The 19,257-nt window shown below is 42.1% G+C and carries 16 protein-coding genes; 14 read left to right on the forward strand and 2 right to left on the reverse strand.

Annotation, left to right across the window (positions count from 1 at the left end):
* Positions 1 to 48 precede the first annotated feature (48 nt).
* The 11 genes from ampD to NH153_RS08830 all read left to right on the forward strand — a co-directional run bounded on the left by ampD (position 49) and on the right by NH153_RS08830 (position 15,557).
* Positions 49 to 591: a 1,6-anhydro-N-acetylmuramyl-L-alanine amidase AmpD gene (gene ampD / locus NH153_RS08780; RefSeq protein ID WP_063702937.1), complete on the forward strand. Its 543-nt coding sequence runs from the start codon at positions 49 to 51 to the stop codon at positions 589 to 591.
* Positions 592 to 612: 21 nt separating this feature from the next.
* Positions 613 to 1,464 carry a beta-lactamase regulator AmpE gene (gene ampE, locus NH153_RS08785; RefSeq protein WP_063702940.1) on the forward strand — a complete coding sequence of 284 codons (852 nt, stop codon included), beginning with the start codon at positions 613 to 615 and terminating at the stop codon, positions 1,462 to 1,464.
* A 527-nt stretch (positions 1,465 to 1,991) separates the two neighbouring features.
* The gene (pdhR, locus tag NH153_RS08790) at positions 1,992 to 2,741 is read left to right on the forward strand and encodes a pyruvate dehydrogenase complex transcriptional repressor PdhR (RefSeq protein ID WP_036965924.1); all 750 of its coding nucleotides are present in this window, start codon (positions 1,992 to 1,994) and stop codon (positions 2,739 to 2,741) included.
* Between the two features lie 85 nt (positions 2,742 to 2,826).
* Positions 2,827 to 5,493, forward strand: a complete 2,667-nt coding sequence (aceE, locus tag NH153_RS08795) for a pyruvate dehydrogenase (acetyl-transferring), homodimeric type (RefSeq protein ID WP_063702942.1) — start codon at positions 2,827 to 2,829, stop codon at positions 5,491 to 5,493.
* Positions 5,494 to 5,502: 9 nt separating this feature from the next.
* Entirely contained in the window at positions 5,503 to 7,401 is a 1,899-nt protein-coding gene (aceF, locus tag NH153_RS08800) for a pyruvate dehydrogenase complex dihydrolipoyllysine-residue acetyltransferase (protein ID WP_063702944.1), read from the forward strand.
* A 188-nt stretch (positions 7,402 to 7,589) separates the two neighbouring features.
* Complete coding sequence (gene lpdA / locus NH153_RS08805) at positions 7,590 to 9,014, forward strand: dihydrolipoyl dehydrogenase (protein ID WP_063702946.1); 1,425 nt, start codon at positions 7,590 to 7,592, stop codon at positions 9,012 to 9,014.
* A gap of 227 nt (positions 9,015 to 9,241) precedes the next feature.
* On the forward strand, positions 9,242 to 9,883 hold the full coding sequence (locus NH153_RS08810; RefSeq protein WP_063703519.1) for a tRNA-uridine aminocarboxypropyltransferase: 642 nt from the start codon (positions 9,242 to 9,244) through the stop codon (positions 9,881 to 9,883).
* Positions 9,884 to 10,839: 956 nt separating this feature from the next.
* A complete protein-coding gene (locus NH153_RS08815) occupies positions 10,840 to 11,844 on the forward strand; it encodes a Fe(3+) ABC transporter substrate-binding protein (protein ID WP_063702948.1) in 1,005 nt (334 codons plus the stop codon).
* Positions 11,845 to 11,921: 77 nt separating this feature from the next.
* Positions 11,922 to 13,556: an ABC transporter permease gene (locus NH153_RS08820; protein ID WP_063702950.1), complete on the forward strand. Its 1,635-nt coding sequence runs from the start codon at positions 11,922 to 11,924 to the stop codon at positions 13,554 to 13,556.
* Positions 13,553 to 14,596: an ABC transporter ATP-binding protein gene (locus tag NH153_RS08825; RefSeq protein WP_063702952.1), complete on the forward strand. Its 1,044-nt coding sequence runs from the start codon at positions 13,553 to 13,555 to the stop codon at positions 14,594 to 14,596. Before NH153_RS08820 ends, NH153_RS08825 begins: the two co-directional genes overlap by 4 nt.
* A gap of 61 nt (positions 14,597 to 14,657) precedes the next feature.
* Positions 14,658 to 15,557, forward strand: a complete 900-nt coding sequence (locus NH153_RS08830; protein ID WP_063702955.1) for a Dyp-type peroxidase — start codon at positions 14,658 to 14,660, stop codon at positions 15,555 to 15,557.
* Here NH153_RS08830 and argR read toward each other — a convergent pair.
* Positions 15,554 to 16,021, reverse strand: a complete 468-nt coding sequence (gene argR / locus NH153_RS08835) for a transcriptional regulator ArgR (protein ID WP_063702957.1) — start codon at positions 16,019 to 16,021, stop codon at positions 15,554 to 15,556. The genes NH153_RS08830 and argR overlap by 4 nt on opposite strands.
* Before the next feature lie 225 nt (positions 16,022 to 16,246).
* On the opposite strand from argR, the gene mdh reads away from it, so the two are divergent.
* The gene (gene mdh, locus NH153_RS08840; protein WP_063702960.1) at positions 16,247 to 17,182 is read left to right on the forward strand and encodes a malate dehydrogenase; all 936 of its coding nucleotides are present in this window, start codon (positions 16,247 to 16,249) and stop codon (positions 17,180 to 17,182) included.
* An 89-nt stretch (positions 17,183 to 17,271) separates the two neighbouring features.
* Here the strand turns inward: mdh and ispB are convergent, their stop codons facing one another.
* Positions 17,272 to 18,243: an octaprenyl diphosphate synthase gene (gene ispB, locus NH153_RS08845; RefSeq protein WP_063702963.1), complete on the reverse strand. Its 972-nt coding sequence runs from the start codon at positions 18,241 to 18,243 to the stop codon at positions 17,272 to 17,274.
* Positions 18,244 to 18,653: 410 nt separating this feature from the next.
* On the opposite strand from ispB, the gene rplU reads away from it, so the two are divergent.
* Together rplU and rpmA are read left to right on the forward strand one after the other, a co-directional pair.
* A complete protein-coding gene (gene rplU / locus NH153_RS08850; protein ID WP_036965957.1) occupies positions 18,654 to 18,965 on the forward strand; it encodes a 50S ribosomal protein L21 in 312 nt (103 codons plus the stop codon).
* 17 nt (positions 18,966 to 18,982) lie between these two features.
* Positions 18,983 to 19,240, forward strand: coding sequence for a 50S ribosomal protein L27 (gene rpmA, locus NH153_RS08855; protein WP_036965960.1), 258 nt, complete (start codon positions 18,983 to 18,985; stop codon positions 19,238 to 19,240).
* Positions 19,241 to 19,257 lie beyond the last annotated feature (17 nt).

The raw sequence follows: 19,257 nt of genomic DNA on the forward strand, positions 1-19,257 counted from the left end.
TTTAACCCTTTACACTATTTAACTTTATTGTCATCGTTAGTTTTTAATATGTATATAAATGAATTGGGCCAATTAAACAATGTGTTACAAAGGCCCTGTACACATTACGATGAGCGCCCTGAGGGCGAGGTGTCATTACTAGTTATTCATAATATTTCATTGCCAGCAGGGCAGTTTGCAACGCCTTATGTTGATGATTTATTTATGGGGGCGATTGATTGTGCAGCGCACGAAAGCTTTACTGATTTAAAAGGCTTAAGAGTCTCTGCGCATTGCTTTATTCGTCGCACCGGTGAAGTTATTCAGTACGTGCCTTTTGAGAAACGGGCTTGGCACGCCGGTATCTCAACGTTTGAAGGCAGAGAGCGCTGTAATGATTTTAGCGTGGGCATTGAGCTAGAAGGTACCGACACCTTGGCGTATACCCAAGCCCAGTATAATGCATTACACTTAGTGACTAAGGCGTTGATGGCAAAGTACCCTGAGATAAACCGTTCGCGCATTGTTGGCCATTGTGATATCGCACCGGGCAGAAAAACTGATCCTGGAGCGAGTTTTGATTGGCAATACTATTTTGATTTAGTGTTTTAGTTAAAGGATATAGGTAAAAGCATGATCTTAATTTCAATAATTATTGCTTTGGTAATTGAGCGTTTAGGGGCTCGAGCTAACTACTGGCAAATCGGTTTTTATGCCAATACCTATCTTAAGCACTCGCAAAAACAACTCTCAGAAAAAGGCTTATTTAATTCGCCAATTGGTTTTTTGATTTGGTTAATGTTGCCTGTCGTGGCTGTTGCATTAATTTATCAACTATCCGAATTTATTATCTGGCAACTGGCTGTGAATGTTGCTGTACTGCTGGTTTGTTTTGGCTGTGCTAAGCAACGTGCTTTATATAAGTCTTACTTAAATGCGTTAACCCGCAACGACCAAGAGGCTGCAACCCTATTTGCGTTACAAATGGGCCAAAAGAAGACTGAAGATGATCCTCATGGTGAAACTTTTGGCCAAACTTTAGCTTGGTTAAATTTTCGCTTTTATTGTGCAGTTATTTTTTGGTTTGTGGTCTTAGGTGTCCCTGGCGCGGTGCTTTATGCGCTAGTTCGAACTTTTGCTGACAAAGTAAGGGATGATCACAGTGTTGCCTATGCTAAGCGTTTTAAACTAGTACATAGCTTATTGTTCTGGCTCGATTGGTTACCAGCTCGGGTTGCAAGCTTTGGTTATTTAGTGATTGGTAACTTTAATAAAGGTACCAGTTGTTGGCTGAAGTATGTGCTCGACTTTTCGGTGAGTAACCGAAAAGTAGTTACGCAAACTGCACTTGCCGCTGAGCAAATTGAGCAGCAACATTTTGGCTGTACTTATGAAGCCACCTGTATGATGAAACTTGTAAAAAGAAATGTATTGTTCTTTTTAGTGATCATCGCAGCACTTACTTTATTTGGTGGCTTGGCGTAGCTTGTAAAGTTAGCAAGTTACGAGATGTAGGACTGGCTTTAGCCGGGAATGTGTTTGAGTTAGCAAGTTACAAGAGTAAAGCTTGTTGTATAACTTTATTCATTAATCGCTCTACTAATGCACTTTCGATTGAGTTTTAATTTTTCAGCACTGAAGTGCATCCTACTTCGAATATTTTTCAGCATTCAATTCAACGATGCGGGGTAAACCCGCTGCTACAAAGCAACTCAATTCAACTAACATCTAATACCTGACCACTAAAAGCTCTGTCGTTTAATCTGGTCTGACCATTTCTTTTTTATTGTTTTTTCCTTCAGAAAAAGCCACTTTAATCCATACTGTTTAATCTTTAGTCGAATTACGTTAGGGTGTAACTAGGCGCTGAACGTAGTGAAATTGACAGAAATACGGGTTTTTGATAACGTATGCGACAAATTTGGTATGACCAATTTACCTTTTTGGTCAAAGCACAAGGCTAAATACCCGATATTTATGGGGTTAGCGCATAACAATGCGGACGTTGATAAATGTCTTTAAAGATTAAAGCAGCAAAATTATCTGATGTAATTTTACAACAACTTGAGAATATGATTCTTGAGGGGTCGTTAGCGCCAGGCGAAAAGCTGCCTCCAGAACGTGAATTAGCGAAACAATTTGAAGTATCGCGACCTTCACTGCGTGAGGCGATTCAAAAGCTAGAAGCCAAGGGGTTAGTAACGCGTCGCCAAGGAGGCGGAACGTTCGTAAAAAATCAGCTTGAAGAGGGGCTCACTGATCCGCTTTTTGATTTGATTAGTAAGCATCCAGAGTCACAATTTGATTTACTCGAATTTCGTCATGCCCTTGAAGGAATTGCAGCATATTATGCAGCTATGCGCGGCACGACGAATGATTTCAAAAAAGTAAAACAAAGCTTTGACAACATTGCGCTCGTTAATGACGACATTGTGCAAAAAGCAAAAGCAATAAATGCATTTCATTTTAGTGTGGCAGAAGCGTCTCATAACGTTGTATTGCTACATTTAGTGCGTGGTATGCAGGCCTTGCTAGAGCAAAATGTATTACAGAATTTAACTGTACTGTTAAAAAAACCACAGATCAGCCAGCAGCTCGCAGAACATAGACGACTGTTGATGGATGCGGTTATTGAAGGAAACCCAGAGCAAGCACGTCTTGCTAGTAATGCTCACTTAGCCTTTATCGAAGAAGCCTTACTTGAGGCTGGCAAAGAGCATTCGCGGATTGAACGTAGTTTAAGACGCACCAAACAACATTAAGCAAGTGATTAGCTAAGTTTAGTTAACTACTTAACTTTAAGATTTATTAAAATAATTAGTATTTTAAACATAAGGAAACCTCCATATGTCTGAAGTCAATAAAATTGACGTAGACGCGCTAGAAACACAAGAGTGGTTACAAGCCCTTGAGTCTGTTGTGCGTGAAGAAGGTGTTGAACGTGCTCAATTCTTACTTGAGCAAGTGTTAGAGCAAGCCCGTTTAGACGGTGTTGATATGCCTACTGGCACAACCACTAACTACGTTAATACCATTCCGGTAGATCAAGAACCTGCTTACCCAGGTGACGTAAACATTGAACGTCGTATTCGTTCAATCATCCGTTGGAATGCGATCATGATCGTATTACGTGCGTCGAAAAAAGATCTAGACTTAGGCGGCCATATGGCGTCTTACCAGTCTTCAGCGGCATTCTATGAAGTATGTTTTAACCACTTCTTCAAAGCACCAAACGATGTTGATGGCGGTGATTTAGTTTATTACCAAGGCCACATTTCACCAGGTATCTATGCACGTGCATTTGTTGAAGGTCGTTTAACTGCTGAGCAACTTGATAACTTCCGTCAAGAAGTTGATGGTAAAGGTCTTCCTTCATACCCACACCCTAAATTAATGCCTGAATTCTGGCAGTTCCCTACGGTATCTATGGGTCTTGGTCCAATTGCCTCAATCTACCAAGCTCGTTTCTTAAAATACCTAGACGGTCGTGGCTTAAAAGACACTAAAAACCAACGCGTGTACGCTTTCTTAGGCGACGGTGAGATGGATGAGCCAGAATCACGTGGTGCAATCTCTTTCGCTGCGCGTGAGAAGCTAGATAACCTATGTTACCTAATCAACTGTAATCTACAGCGTTTAGATGGCCCAGTAATGGGTAACGGTAAGATCATTCAAGAGCTTGAAGGCCTATTCAAAGGCGCAGGCTGGAACGTGATTAAAGTTGTATGGGGTAGTGGTTGGGATATCCTACTTGCTAAAGATACAACAGGTAAATTACTGCAGTTAATGAACGAAACGATTGACGGTGATTACCAAACTTATAAAGCAAAAGATGGTGCATACGTTCGTGAACACTTCTTTGGTCGTTACCCAGAAACAGCTGCGCTTGTTGCTGATATGACTGATGAAGAGATCTTCGCACTTAAGCGTGGTGGTCATGAGCCTTCAAAACTTTACGCTGCATTCAAAAAAGCGGAAGAAACCAAAGACCGTCCAACTGTAATCCTTGCTAAAACTGTAAAAGGTTACGGCATGGGTGAAGCGGCTGAAGGTAAAAACATTGCACACCAAGTTAAGAAAATGGACATGACTCACGTAGCACACCTACGTTCTCGTCTAGGTTTACAAGATCTTGTCTCTGATGACCAATTAGCTGATCTCCCATACTTAACGCTTGAAGAAGGTTCAGAAGAGCACAAGTACCTTCACGCTCGCCGTGAAGCACTACAAGGTTACACGCCTAAGCGTATTCCTAACTTCTCTGAAAAATTAGTATTACCAGAAGTTGACGCGTTCAAGCCGTTACTTGAAGAGCAAAAACGTGACATCTCTACAACAATGGGCTTTGTTCGTGCACTTAACGTGTTACTAAAAGACAAAGGCATTGGTAAAAACATCGTGCCTATCATCGCCGATGAAGCGCGTACATTTGGTATGGAAGGTTTATTCCGTCAAATCGGTATTTATAACCCTCATGGTCAAAACTATACGCCGCAAGACCGCGACATCGTTTCTTACTATAAAGAAGCAACTTCAGGTCAGGTATTACAAGAAGGTATCAACGAGTTAGGTGCAATGTCATCATGGGTTGCTGCTGCAACATCATACAGCACTAACGATTTACCAATGATCCCATTCTACATCTACTACTCAATGTTTGGTTTCCAACGTGTAGGTGATATGGCGTGGATGGCTGGTGACCAGCAAGCACGTGGTTTCTTACTAGGCGCTACGGCAGGTCGTACTACACTAAACGGTGAAGGTTTACAGCACGAAGATGGTCACAGCCACATTCTTGCTAACACAGTGCCTAACTGTATTTCTTATGACCCGACATTCGCTTATGAAGTAGCGGTAATCATGCAAGACGGTATTCGTCGCATGTACGGTGAAGACCAAGAAAACGTGTTCTACTACCTAACGCTAATGAACGAAAACTACCATCAACCAGCAATGCCAGAAGGCGCTGAAGACGGTATTCGTAAAGGTATCTACAAACTTGAAACTGTTGCTGGCGAGAAAGCGAAAGTACAGTTACTTGGTTCAGGTACTATCATGATGGAAGTGCGTAAAGCGGCACAAATCCTAAGCGAAGAGTATGGCATTGGTTCAGATGTATTCTCTGTAACATCATTCAACGAGTTAACACGTGACGGTCAAGATGTTGAACGTTTCAACATGCTTAACCCTGAAGCAGAGCAAAAGACTGCTTACATCACAAATGCATTAACAGATGCAGTGACTGTTGCTGCAACAGACTACATGAAGAACTACGCAGAACAAGTTCGTTCATTTGTTCCAAGCAGCAACTATAAAGTGTTGGGTACTGATGGTTATGGTCGTTCTGATAGCCGTGAAAACTTACGTCGTCACTTCGAAGTTAATGCGGGCTATGTTGTGGTTGCAACATTATCTGAGCTTGCTAAACGTGGTGAAGTTGAGAAGTCAGTGGTTGTTGAAGCAATCAAGAAATTCGACATCGACACAAACAAAGTTAACCCGCTATACGCATAAGAGGTTCCAATGAGTATTGAAATTAAAGTACCAGATATCGGTGGCGATGACGTTGAAGTAACCGAAATCCTTGTTAGCGTTGGTGATAAGGTTGAGGTTGACCAATCGTTATTAACGGTTGAAGGCGACAAAGCATCAATGGAAGTACCTGCTGCACAAGCAGGTACGGTTAAAGAAATTAAAGTAGCTGAAGGTGATACGGTAACGACGGGTTCACTTATCATGATCTTCGAAGGTGAAGAACAAGCTGCTGCGCCAGCACAAGCGAAAGAAGAAGCACCTGCTCCAGCAGCTGCATCTTCAGCTTCTGCTACACAGGAAGTGACTGTACCAGATATCGGCGATGATGAAGTTGAAGTAACTGAAATCATGGTTGCGGTAGGTGACACGGTTGAAGAAGAGCAATCTTTATTAAGCGTTGAAGGCGATAAAGCATCAATGGAAGTACCTGCACCATTTGCTGGTACTGTTAAAGAGATCAAAATCGCGACTGGCGATAAAGTGAAAACGGGCTCTTTAATCTTCGTTTTTGAAACAGCATCAAGCGGCTCTGAAGCACCTGCAACAGAAGCAGCGCCAGCTGAAGCGGCTCCGGCAGCAACGGCATCTGGTACTAAAGAAGTAAACGTGCCTGATATCGGTGGTGATGAAGTTGAAGTAACCGAAGTGATGGTTGCTGTTGGCGATAAGGTTGAAGAAGATCAATCAATCTTAAACGTTGAAGGCGATAAAGCATCAATGGAAGTACCTGCACCATTTGCCGGTACAGTTAAAGAAATCAAAGTAGCAGCTGGCGATAAAGTATCAACTGGCTCACTTATTTTTGTATTTGAAGTAGCCGGTAGTGCACCAGCTGCAGCGGCGCCAGCTCCTGCAAAAGCTGAAGCCGCGCCTGCAACAGCAGCAAAAGCGCCTGCGGCTGAAAAGCCTGCGTCAGCACCTGCAAGCAACGAAGGTTTTGCAGATAACAAAGCCTATGCACATGCATCGCCAGTTGTACGTCGTTTAGCGCGTGAATTTGGTATTAATCTAGCGAACGTAAAAGGCACGGGTCGTAAGAATCGTGTTGTGAAAGAAGACGTACAAAACTACGTGAAAGACCTTGTGAAGAAAGTTGAGTCAGGTCAACTTTCTGCAGGTAAAGGGAATGCCGGTGGCGGCGAGCTAGGTCTTATTCCTTGGCCTAAGGTTGATTTTGCTAAGTTTGGTGAAATCGAAGAGAAAAAACTTTCTCGTATTCAAAAGCTATCTGGCGCTAACTTGCACCGTAACTGGGTGCAAATCCCGCATGTTACACAGTTTGACGAAGCTGATATCACAAGCCTTGAAGTATTCCGTAAAGAGCAAAATGCGCTTGCTGAGAAGAAAAAGTTGGGTGTTAAAATCACGCCACTTGTGTTTGTGATGAAAGCAGCGGCGAAAGCACTTGCTGAATTCCCAACGTTTAACTCTTCACTGTCTGAAGATGGCGAAAGCTTAATCTTGAAGAAGTACATCAATATCGGTGTTGCTGTTGATACGCCAAACGGTTTGGTTGTTCCAGTATTCAAAGATGTAGATAAGAAAGGCATCATTGAGCTTTCTCGTGAGTTAATGGAAATTTCTGCGAAAGCACGTGACGGCAAGCTAACGTCATCAGATATGCAAGGCGGTTGTTTCACAATCTCAAGCCTTGGTGGTATCGGTGGTACAGCGTTCACGCCAATTGTGAATGCGCCTGAAGTTGCTATCTTAGGTGTATCTAAGTCAGAAATGAAACCTAAGTGGAATGGCAAAGAGTTTGAACCTAAATTAATGGTTCCATTATCAATGTCATACGACCATAGGGTTATTGACGGTGCCCTAGCAGCACGCTTTACTGTGACGCTAGCAAGCTACATGAGCGATATTCGTCAACTAGTGATGTAATCGTCTCGTAAATTATAAGAATCAAATCCCAGCAAGGTGTTTTTTGCTGGGATTTTTACCATTGGCAATGATACAATCTTTGCCATAGAACAATCTTGGTATAGATATCTGCTCTCCCTTTCTGCCTTGCAGAAACATGGCAGTTAAACATAGGGGCAGTGTCCCGTTCAAACATTTAAGGTAATAGCATGAGCAACGAATTAAAAACTCAAGTTGTTGTACTAGGCGGTGGTCCTGGTGGTTATTCTGCGGCTTTCCGTGCTGCTGACTTGGGCTTAGAAGTAACATTGGTAGAATCTCGCAACACATTGGGCGGTGTATGTCTAAATGTGGGTTGTATTCCTTCAAAAGCACTTTTACACGTAGCTAAAGTGATCGATGACGCTGCAGAAATGTCATCTCACGGCGTTACTTTTGGCAAGCCTGAAATCGACCTAGACAAAATCCGTTCTTGGAAAGAGTCTGTAATCGGTCAATTAACTGGCGGCCTAGACGGCATGGCTAAAATGCGTAAAGTGAAAGTTGTTAACGGTTACGGTAAATTCACAGGCAGCAACACAATTGCTGTTGAAGGTACTGACGGTACAACAACAATCACTTTTGACAATGCTATTATTGCAGCAGGTTCTCAACCTGTTAACTTACCTTTCATCCCTGAAGATGACCGTGTAATTGACTCAACAGGTGCACTAGAGCTTAAAGACGTTCCTGAGAAACTACTTGTTTTAGGTGGTGGTATCATCGGTCTTGAGATGGGTACTGTATACCGTGCGCTAGGTTCTGAAATTGACGTAGTTGAGTTTGCTGATCAATTAGTTCCAGCAGCTGATAAAGACGTTATCAAAATCTACCAACGTTACGTTAAAGACAAGTTCAACGTAATGCTTTCTACTAAAGTTGTTGGTGTTGAAGCGAAAGAAGACGGTCTATACGTTTCATTCGAAGGTAAAAATGCACCAGCTGACGCAGTACGTTACGACAAAGTACTTGTTGCAGTAGGTCGTACACCTAACGGTAAGCTTGTTGACGCTGATAAAGCAGGCGTTAATGTTGATGAGCGTGGTTTCATCAATGTTGATAAGCAGCTTAAAACAAACGTTGGTCACATCTTCGCTATCGGTGATATCGTTGGTCAACCAATGCTTGCACATAAAGCGGTTCACGAAGGTCATGTTGCTGCAGAAGTTATCTCTGGTCAGAAACACTTCTTCGATCCTAAGTGCATCCCTTCAATCGCATACACAGATCCAGAAATCGCATGGGTTGGTGTAACTGAGAAAGAAGCTAAAGAGCAAGGCTTAAGCATCGAAACTGCTGTATTCCCTTGGGCTGCTTCTGGTCGTGCAATCGCTTCAGCACGTACTGAAGGCCAAACTAAGCTAATCTTCGATAAAGACTCAGGTCGTGTTATCGGTGGTGCTATGGTTGGTATCAACGCAGGTGAAATGCTAGGTGAAATCGGCTTAGCAGTTGAAATGGGCGCAGACGGTGAAGACCTAGCGTTAACTATTCACGCTCACCCAACATTAAACGAATCAATCGGTCTAGCTGCTGAAATCTTCGAAGGTTCAATCACTGACCTTCCAAACAAAAAAGCAGTTAAAAAGAAGTAAGTTCTTTTGACTAATCGTTTTAAAAACCCAGCTTTGGCTGGGTTTTTTGTTTTTAACAACAAACCATCAGATTTCACTCGTTCCTTGTAGCTTGTAGCTTGTAGCTTAAAACTTAGATTAATATCTATTCCCTATATTTTTAGCTACAATACGCGCCGTTTAATTTTCTGGTAAATACAGTGGTTACTATCTCAAATAATTCCGTGTTAGTGCTTCGCACTCAACAAATGGCTGAGTCTCGTCGTGAATTTAAAGCGCGAGGAGCAAAACTAACACGTTGTGAGCGATGTTTATTAGCCGAGCACTATTGTATTTGTGAAGGCGTTGAGCAGGCAAAGTGCGATGCCGCAGTCTGTTTACTTATGTATCACAATGAGAGTTTTAAGCCGTCAAATACTGGCCGTTTAATTGCTGAAATCGTGCCAGAAAACTATGCCTTTAAATGGGATCGAACGAATCCTGATGATGCCTTACTAAGCTTGTTGGCAGATCCTCAGTATCAACCTATGGTTATTTTCCCTGCCAGCGATGTTGACGACGAAGAGCGGGTGATCACCGAGGTAACTCCTGTTGAAGGTAAGCGTCCGTTGTTTATCTTCTTAGATGGTACTTGGCGCGAAGCAAAGAAAATGATCCGTAAAAGTCCTTATCTGGATAATTTACCTGTGCTTTCAATCACACCTGAAAAACTTTCGGATTATCGATTACGTGTAGCTCCACACGAACATCAACTTGGCACCGCTGAGGTGGCTATTATGGTACTTGCGCTTGCGGGTGAGAAAGACGCTACTCAAAAGCTAGAACAGCATTTTATTAAGTTCAGAGATGCCTACCTACTAGGTAAGCGAAATAAGGGGCGACCGGAGTAATAGTACCAATCCGCAATAATACTTAATCATTTTGAGGGATTAAACCTGTCGCTACCTGCGTTAAAAATTACTGATTTAGAACAACTAAATAACGAAATTTTTGCCTTGTTATCGACGAGGTTTTATTGCCTCAAAATAGACCACTTAATTAAGCGAATTGGTATAACTCTTTACTAAATTGTAGGCAAAAGAAAAGCGCGTACTATCACTAGTCGCGCTTGCGGAATCTTCTTAATTTTTTGCATCCTGCAATTGAATCTAATCAACTCCCTAAACTTTGCCAATCCATGCGATTACACTTTACTTATTGGTTCTGTGCAATATAAGGCAATCCAGCCTTGTTTCCTTTTTAGTCCTTTACATCCTTGCTGGTAATTACTTTACCATTCCCTTACGTGCCATCCTAACACTATCCCTTTACTTGCAAATCCATTGCGATGCCCTAACGGCCTGTCCTTTATTCCACTTTTTGAACTTCCTGTATAACAACGTCCTGCTGTTATGCCATTCCACATCATCCTGATGTTGTCCGTAGGTTGTCACTCCATTGCGTTACTCTTCCTGAGCCTGTCCTTGATTCCTTATTCTCCTAATGAACCTTATTCCGCGGTTTTATGAGTAATGCTTCCTTATCCATCTACTCATTAAGCTTCTTGCTTAGTTGATGTAAGTAATTATAGAGAAATAGGAAGCGCTGAGTAGGTCAAAATCTTGTTTAAACTGCTGGTTATTTTATTGTCATTTAAACTAAGTTGTTTTATTTCAGCTGGTTATGGGTTTTTGTGCAGTGTTTGCTGGTGCTTTTTACTCAATAACTGCCATGCGGGTGAGATATTTCTTACATGTAAATTCCCAAATGGCAGCTTGGTTAGTTTATTTATGAGTTTAAACGGGTGCACTTTGCCCTAACTCTAGGTAAAATATTTTGATAATTGTTATTATTTAGGTGTAATAAAATGAAAAAAACAGCCTTTGTATTACTTAGCGCATTTTTAACTGCGCCAGCATTTGCTGCTGATGTAGTAAATATTTACTCGTTTCGCCAACCGTTCTTAATTCAACCTATTTTGGACGATTTCACCAAGCAAACAGGCATTAAAACTAATGTGGTATTTGCAAAAAAAGGGCTGATTGAGCGTGTTAAGCGCGAAGGTAAACACAGTAAGGCTGATTTAGTATTAACTTCAAATTTTAGTGCACTTATTCAACTAGAAGATTTAGGTTTAACGCAGTCAATCAATAGTGATGTGGTAAACGCGAATGTGCCAAGCACCTTTCGCGATGCAGATGGTCAGTGGATAGCACTTACTAAACGCGTACGTAATGTTTACTCTTCAAAAGAGCGCGTTGGTGCACTTGCAGAGCTAACTTACGAAGATTTAGCGGACCCAAAATACAAAGGTAAAATCTGTACTCGCTCTGGCAAACATCCATACAATTTAGGTTTAGTTGCTTCTATGGTCGCTCACCATGGCGAAGCAAAAACTAAGCAATGGCTTGAGGGGGTTAAAGCCAATTTAGCACGTAAGCCGCAAGGGAATGACAGAGCGCAAGTCAAAGCAGTAAAAGAAGGTTTATGTGATCTGGCGTTAGGTAACAGCTACTATTTTGGTAAAATGATGCAAGATGAGCAGCAAAAATCATGGGCTGAAGCGGTTTATATTAACTTTCCTAACCAAACAAACCGAGGTTCTCATATCAATGTATCGGGCGTTGTTATGACCCGTTATGCTAAAAACCCTGAAAATGCCTTGAAACTGATTGAGTATATGACCGACAATAAGGCGCAAAATATGTATGCTTCAGTGAATATGGAATACCCTGTAAAGCAAGGGGTTGCATTATCTGAGATGGTTGCATCATGGGGTGAGTTTAAAGAAGACAGTCTTCCTCTTGATGAGATAAGCAAATATCGCCCTGTGGCACTGAAGCTGATTGATGAAGTAAAGTTTGATTTATAACGAGAACATTCCTCGTTACACAATTTTATAAAAGCTGTTTTTTAACAGCTTTTATTTTATCTGGTATTAATCCACTTATGCATGTGAAGTTTTCGCTGTCGCGTTGGCAGCTTACAGCCTGGCTTATTGGCCTGTTGCTTGTTACGCCATTAGGCTTTTTGTTATTTGAATCTCTGCAAGGGGATTCAGATGTATTTCAGCACCTTTTCGATACGGTGCTGTGGGATTATACCCGTAATACGCTAATTCTCATTGCAGGGGTAGGGCTGTTAAGCTGTATAATTGCATTGCCGCTAGCTTGGTTAACTGCATACTGTGACTTTCCCGGGCGTAAGCAATTTGAATGGGCGTTAATGCTGCCTTTAGCAATGCCAACTTATCTTATCGCCTACGTGTATACCGACTTACTTGATTACGCAGGGCCTGTACAGATCGCACTCAGAGACTGGTTTGGTTGGCAATCACCAGACGATTACTGGTTTTTTGATATTCGTACATTGACTGGGGCTATTTTTATGATTGCCTTGGTACTCTATCCTTACTTATACCTAATTTTTAAAACTGCACTCAGAGAGCAGTCTTTTAAACTAGTACAAGCTAGTCAGCTGATGGGTTTATCGCCATTACAGAGTTTTTTGCGCGTTAGTCTGCCTCTTGGTCGTGGGGCGATTGTGGCAGGGGTTACATTGATCAGTATGGAAGCTATGGCTGATTTTGCTACTGTTAACTACTTTGCTGTGAGCACACTGACGACCGCTGTTTACGATACATGGCTTGGCTATTACTCATTAACTGCTGCGGCGAAAATCTCAGGTATCATGTTACTGATTTTGTTTTTAACCATCATGGTTGAACGCTTTAGTCGTCGCAATCAAGCCGTGTATGAACGTCAGTCAAGCGTAAACAGCGCAACCTTGTATCGCTTAAAAGGCGGTGCGGCGTGGGCTGCAAGCTTTGCTTGTACAGTTGTGCTGGTATTGGCTTTTATCCTACCGGTTGGGGTGTTAGTTAAATACGCCATTGTCTATGCAGATGAAGCATGGAATGGGGCATTTTTTAATTACGCTTGGCAAAGTTTTAAAGTGGCTGTTGTGGTGAGCATTGCAACTATCCTATTGAGCTTATTGGTATTGTTTTATCAGCGCATTGCTAAACAAGCTTACCCTTTGCTCCCAGGGCGTTTAGCAAGTACTGGCTACGCCTTACCTGGTACTGTGTTAGCGATTGCCGTATTACTGCCATTAACACAGCTGGATGATGCATTAAATAATTGGCTTGAGCCTTTTGGTTTATCACCGGGGTTACTTTTAAGTGGCACTTTATTTGCGATGATCTTTGCTTACGTTGTGCGTTTTTATGCGATTGCACATGGCGCACTTGAAAGCAGTTTTTTACGTATTAGCCCATCACTTGATATGGCCAGCCAATCAATGGGCAAAGGGCCCTTACAAACACTTTGGCGAGTACATTTACCGCTATTAAAACGCGGCATTCTAACAGCTGGCTTATTAGTGTTTATTGAGTGTATGAAAGAATTACCGGCCGCTTTATTACTTAGGCCTTTTAATTTTGAAACGCTGGCCACCCATGTTTTTCAATATGTTAGTGATGAGCAATTGGAGCTTGCGTCAATTTCGGCCTTGTTTATCGTGTTAGTTGGGTTAATCCCTTTGTATTTCGTTAATCGTTCGATGGAGCAAAATCACTCATGAGTCATTTGATAATTAAAGACTTAGCTTATCAGTACAATGCGACTCAGGTGTTGAGTGAACTAAACCTCAATGTTGAACAAGATGAAATCGTCTGTTTGCTTGGCGCAAGTGGCTGCGGCAAAACCACAACCTTAAAGGCAATTGCCGGGATTTTACAGCCTGAGCAAGGCTATATGAGTATTGATTCAAAAGTGGTTAACGATAGTGGGCTATTTGTTGCACCGGAAAAACGTAATATTGGCATGATGTTCCAAGACTATGCGCTATTTCCTCATTTAACGGTGAGCGACAACATTGCGTTTGGCCTTAGCAACATGAGCAAAGCACAAAAGCGAGAGCGTGTAGATGAAATGCTTAGCCTTGTTAAACTCGATGGTTGTGCACAGCGATACCCGCATCAGCTTTCAGGTGGCCAGCAGCAACGAGTGGCAATAGCCCGTGCACTTGCTTACAAACCAAGTTTATTATTACTTGATGAGCCATTTTCGAATATTGATACACAAGTACGTTTTGAGCTTATCGCCGATATACGCCGCATTATTAAAGCTCAGCAGGTTTCTGCGGTATTTGTTACCCACTCAAAGGAAGAAGCTTTCGCATTTGCTGACACGCTTGCTGTTATGCATGGTGGAAAAATCGCCCAACAGGGCTCTCCGGAGCAGTTATTTAGTCAACCTAACTCAAAGGTGGTTGCAGAGTTTCTTGGTACGGGCATATACTTAACGGCAAAAGTATTAACGCCAACTGAATACGAAACGGCGTTTGGTGTGGTTCAGTCATTGACGGCAAGCAATACTAATTGCCAGCAAGGTCAAGTGTATATAAGACCGCACCATATTCAGTTGTGTGAAGCTGCGCACAGTGACGCAAACAGTTTAACTATCTTGCAAAGACGTTTTATCGGCACGCGTTATGTGTACCGTATCAATATTGCAGGTCAAGAGTGTGAAGTTGCCGCAGAGCAAGATCGCGTGTTAGCTGTTGAGCAGCCTGTAAAAATAAAAATAATGCCGCACACAGTCAATTTTTTTCATGATTAGTGATAAATAACAATCTTGAATCCTTGGCTTTGTGCAAATAACGAGAAGCTAAGGATTCACTATGGCGCAAGCGCAATCTGGGATTTGTGCTGAAGCAAACTTACATGGTTTGCACCTGTTTTTTAATGTTTACGATGGCCATGATGAGTCATTACGTAAAAAACTAAAACGCGTCAGCGTCATTCAAGATGAGTTTGCTGATCAGTTCTCAGAAGCCATGCTGTCGTGCGTGGTTGCCCTTGGTGCTCAGTATTGGCCGCATATCTTACCCGAGTTTATTCCTAGTCAATTGCAAAGCTTTCCGAATGTAACTCACAGTGATCATGTGATTAGTGCCCAGCCATTTGATTTGTTTGTACAAATTCGCTCAGACCGCGAAGATGTCAATCATCTATTTGCTCTGCAAATCCTAAAATTATTAACACCGGATGTTGAGCTGGTGGAGCAGGTTCGTAATTTTCGATTTTTAGACGGGCGTGATTTTAACGGCTTTATCTATGCGGGTGATACGCCGCATGGTCGCCAAAAGCGTAGTACAGCACTTATCGATAAACCGGGTCACTTTGAAGACCAAGGCAGTTATATCCATGTTCAGCGCTTTGTGCATGATTTGAGTGTCTGGCAGCATTTATCGTTATCTGAGCAAGAGCAAATCATGGGGCGCACGCGTTTAGATAACACCTTGATTGTGCCTGCTGTAGAAACCAGTCATGCGGTTCGTAGTGAATTAAAAGATGATCATGGCCAGCCACTATTGCTAAACCAAAGCATGCCATTTGGTGATGTGCATAAGCAGGGAATTTTAATGGTTTCGTGTGCTGCGCAAGGGGATGCGTTTGAACAGGTATTAAAGAGTCGCTTAGGGCAGGGCGATTGCTATGATCATTGGCTCGATTTTACTCAAGCCGATATGGGTTCTGCGTTTTTCGCCCCGTCAGTAAACTTCTTAAAGCAGCTTTAAACGGTATCGAATAAAGTGCGCACGCGCTCAAGCGTCACATCGATTTCAGAAATCTTCGCAGGGGCGATAAAAATAGTGTCGTCACCTGCAATCGTACCTAGTACACCATCTGCTTTACCGAGTGAATCAAGTAAACGAGCAATTAATTGTGCTGCGCCTGGACTGGTGCGAATAATGATCATCATTTCGTTATGCATAATATCAATAACAAGTTGGCGAAGCGGGCTTTTCGCTGTTGGCACACCCATTTCAGCTGGTAAACAATACACCATTTCTTGTTTTGCATTGCGAGTACGTACCGCACCGAACTTGCTTAACATGCGAGAGACTTTACTTTGGCTAATATTATCAAAGCCTTGCTCTTTTAATGCTTCGACAATCTCACCTTGTGAGCCGAAGTTTTCTTCTTTTAATAGCGCTTTAAACGCTTTGATCAGTGCTTCTTGTTTGTCTTGTGGTTGCATGTTGCCGTTTCTTTATTCATAAAATGTAGGGTAATTCTACACAACTCTGCATATTTATGCAGTATTAGTTTACAAAGTCGTCCAAAATGCTGTGTCTTTACAGCCAAGTTTACAACTATGGTCGAAATTATACGCGAAATAAGCAGGATAAATTTGTTTTTAGTCGCTAATTTCATTATCTTTAGGGCCACAAATATTTCCTACCTCAAATTACGGAGAATTCCAATGAAAGTTGCTGTTTTAGGCGCAGCTGGCGGTATCGGCCAAGCATTGTCTTTATTATTAAAAACAAGTTTACCTGCAGGTTCTGAATTATCGTTATACGATGTTGCCCCTGTTGTTCCTGGTGTAGCGGTTGATCTTTCTCACATTCCAACAGACGTTAAAGTTGAAGGCTTTGGTGCTGACAGCCTAGACGCAGCATTAGCTGGTTGTGATATCGTTCTTATCCCAGCGGGTATGCCACGTAAGCCAGGCATGGACCGTGCGGACCTTTTCAACGTAAACGCAGGTATCATCAAAACATTAGCTGAAGGCATCGTTAGAAACTGTCCTAAAGCGTTAGTGGGTATCATCACTAACCCAGTTAACGGCACTGTGCCAATCGTTGCTGAAGTATTCAAAAAAGCAGGTACTTACGATGCAGGCCGTGTATTCGGTATCACAACACTTGACGTGATCCGTTCAGAAGCATTTGTTGCTGAACTTAAAGGTTTAAGCGCAACTGACGTTAAAGTTCCAGTGATCGGTGGTCACTCAGGTACTACAATCCTTCCTCTTCTTTCTCAAGTTGAAGGTGTTACTTTCACTGACGAAGAAGTTGCAGCATTAACTCCACGTATCCAAAACGCAGGTACTGAAGTTGTTAACGCTAAAGCGGGTGGCGGTTCAGCGACTCTTTCAATGGGTGCTGCAGCAGCACGCTTCTGTATGTCTTTAGTTAAAGGCTTACAAGGTGAAGAAGTTGTTGATTACGCATACGTTGCAGTTGAAAACGGTGATGCAGCCTACTTCGCACACCCAGTTCGTTTAGGTAAAAACGGCGTTGAAGAAATCCTTTCTTACGGTGAGTTAAGTGCATTCGAAGAGCAAGCTAAAAACGACATGCTAGCTACTCTTAACAAAGACATCCAAGAAGGTGTTGATTTCATCAACGGTTAATTCCGACAGATGATAGGCGGTTTTTTAAATCGCCGAAAACAAAAAAGCCTGCATATGCAGGCTTTTTTAATGGCTCGAATAAATAGCGTTTAATGATCGCGGGCAACGGCGATGCGTGCCAAACTCTCTAATGCTTGTTTGTACGGTGTGTCTGGTAAGAAAGCAATGCAAGCAATCGCTTTGTCAGCTTCTTGCTCAGCTTTTTGCATTGCAAACTCAAGCGCTTTAGTATCAGCTAATGCTGCTAGAATGCTCTCTAAGTGATCCATACCATTGCCAAGCTCAATAGCGTCTCTAATTAGCTTCACTTGCTCTGGGGTGCCTTTTTGCATTGCGTAGATAAGCGGTAGGGTAGGTTTACCTTCAGCTAAATCATCGCCAATGTTTTTACCAAGTTGCTCAGCATCGGCGTTGTAATCAAGTACATCATCCACTAATTGAAATGCCGTGCCAAGATGCATACCGTATAAGTTTAATGCTTCAAGGGTTTGCTCATCTTGCTCGGTAATAATTGCAGCAAGGCCAGTTGCAGCTTCGAACAATTTTGCCGTTTTGCTGTAAATAACCTGCATGTAGCTTTGTTCTGTCGTGTCTGGGTCATTACAGTTCATTAGCTGTAATACTTCGCCTTCAGCGATGACATTCGTTGCATCAGCTAGAATTTGCATAATTGGCATTTTACCTAGGCCAACCATCAACTGAAATGAACGTGTATAGATAAAGTCACCCACCAAAACGCTCGCTGCATTACCAAATTCAGCATTGGCTGTTGGTGTACCACGGCGTAAATGTGACTCGTCGACAACGTCGTCATGCAATAAGGTCGCGGTATGAATAAACTCGATGATAGTAGCAAGCGTAATATGGTCTTTGCCCTCATAACCGAGTGCTTTTGCCGCTAAAATGGCCAACATAGGTCGAACGCGCTTACCACCGCTGTTTACTATGTATAAACCGAGTTGGTTAACCAATGCGACATCTGAGCGCATTTGGGCGTGTATAAGTTGATTGACGTCATCCATTTCATTTTCGATTAACGTCTGGATAGCTTTTATATCCATTGATCTCCGAGCCAATATTTATGGGTATACGGGGCTGATTGTACAACAAAAAAAGCGCTTGCTCGATATTTTGTGATGATTCATTAAAAAAACACTGTAAAGTTTTTTATTTCAGATCAATTTTGCTGACATAAATTTATAACCTTGATTAATAAGTGATCAGCTTTTTGAATTCACAAAGTCTGTATTATTGGCGTAATTTAATTGTCATGAGATCGTAAAAACCGCTTGGCATGTGGTGTTTTTAGGATAGAATAGGGGAAAATATTGAATTGCTCTCAATGCAGCTATTTTTTATTCATTTTATCGAAAAAGAGGCTTGCTAGTTTTTGCACATTAGCGTAAACTTCGCGCCCTATTGAAGAATATTTTAGTTGCGTCGATTTGAGGGCGCACAGACGGAGTTAATTATGTACGCGGTTTTCCAAAGTGGTGGTAAACAGCACCGTGTGACTGAAGGTCAAACAATTCGTCTTGAGAAATTAGACGTTGAAACTGGTGCAGCAGTTGAATTTGATTCAGTACTTTTAGTTGCTGATGGTGAGAAAATCGAGATCGGTGTACCGTTCGTAAACGGTGGTAAAGTAACAGCTGAGGTTGTTTCACACGGTCGCGGTGAGAAAGTTAAGATCGTTAAATTTAGACGTCGTAAGCATTCTCGTAAGCAAATGGGCCATCGTCAATGGTTCACTGAAGTTAAAATCACTGGCATTAGCGCTTAATTTAGAGGTACTGAGAAATGGCACATAAAAAAGCAGCTGGTAGTACTCGTAACGGTCGCGATTCAGAAAGCAAACGCCTAGGTGTTAAGCGTTTTGGTGGCGAATCAGTTCTAGCGGGTAGCATCATTGTTCGTCAACGTGGTACTAAGTTCCACGCTGGTGCAAACGTAGGTATCGGTAAAGACCACACTATCTTCGCAAAAGCAGATGGTAAAGTTCAATTCGAACAGAAAGGTCCTTTAAACCGTAAATACGTAAATATCGTAGCTGAGTAATCATCTCGATATTTGAA

This window comes from Pseudoalteromonas gelatinilytica, from assembly GCF_001641615.1.
In the GTDB taxonomy this organism is placed as follows: Bacteria; Pseudomonadota; Gammaproteobacteria; order Enterobacterales; family Alteromonadaceae; genus Pseudoalteromonas; species Pseudoalteromonas gelatinilytica.

What these genes read in the sequence shown, in the direction of transcription:
- ispB (WP_063702963.1), bottom strand. Translation starts at nt 18,243, where the DNA reads ATGGATATAAAAGCTATCCAGACGTTAATCGAAAATGAAATGGATGAC.
- NH153_RS08820 (WP_063702950.1), top strand. Translation starts at nt 11,922, where the DNA reads ATGCATGTGAAGTTTTCGCTGTCGCGTTGGCAGCTTACAGCCTGGCTT.
- aceF (WP_063702944.1), top strand. Translation starts at nt 5,503, where the DNA reads ATGAGTATTGAAATTAAAGTACCAGATATCGGTGGCGATGACGTTGAA.
- lpdA (WP_063702946.1), top strand. Translation starts at nt 7,590, where the DNA reads ATGAGCAACGAATTAAAAACTCAAGTTGTTGTACTAGGCGGTGGTCCT.
- pdhR (WP_036965924.1), top strand. Translation starts at nt 1,992, where the DNA reads ATGTCTTTAAAGATTAAAGCAGCAAAATTATCTGATGTAATTTTACAA.
- ampE (WP_063702940.1), top strand. Translation starts at nt 613, where the DNA reads ATGATCTTAATTTCAATAATTATTGCTTTGGTAATTGAGCGTTTAGGG.
- NH153_RS08830 (WP_063702955.1), top strand. Translation starts at nt 14,658, where the DNA reads ATGGCGCAAGCGCAATCTGGGATTTGTGCTGAAGCAAACTTACATGGT.
- NH153_RS08825 (WP_063702952.1), top strand. Translation starts at nt 13,553, where the DNA reads ATGAGTCATTTGATAATTAAAGACTTAGCTTATCAGTACAATGCGACT.
- ampD (WP_063702937.1), top strand. Translation starts at nt 49, where the DNA reads ATGTATATAAATGAATTGGGCCAATTAAACAATGTGTTACAAAGGCCC.
- rpmA (WP_036965960.1), top strand. Translation starts at nt 18,983, where the DNA reads ATGGCACATAAAAAAGCAGCTGGTAGTACTCGTAACGGTCGCGATTCA.
- rplU (WP_036965957.1), top strand. Translation starts at nt 18,654, where the DNA reads ATGTACGCGGTTTTCCAAAGTGGTGGTAAACAGCACCGTGTGACTGAA.
- NH153_RS08810 (WP_063703519.1), top strand. Translation starts at nt 9,242, where the DNA reads ATGGCTGAGTCTCGTCGTGAATTTAAAGCGCGAGGAGCAAAACTAACA.
- mdh (WP_063702960.1), top strand. Translation starts at nt 16,247, where the DNA reads ATGAAAGTTGCTGTTTTAGGCGCAGCTGGCGGTATCGGCCAAGCATTG.
- argR (WP_063702957.1), bottom strand. Translation starts at nt 16,021, where the DNA reads ATGCAACCACAAGACAAACAAGAAGCACTGATCAAAGCGTTTAAAGCG.
- aceE (WP_063702942.1), top strand. Translation starts at nt 2,827, where the DNA reads ATGTCTGAAGTCAATAAAATTGACGTAGACGCGCTAGAAACACAAGAG.
- NH153_RS08815 (WP_063702948.1), top strand. Translation starts at nt 10,840, where the DNA reads ATGAAAAAAACAGCCTTTGTATTACTTAGCGCATTTTTAACTGCGCCA.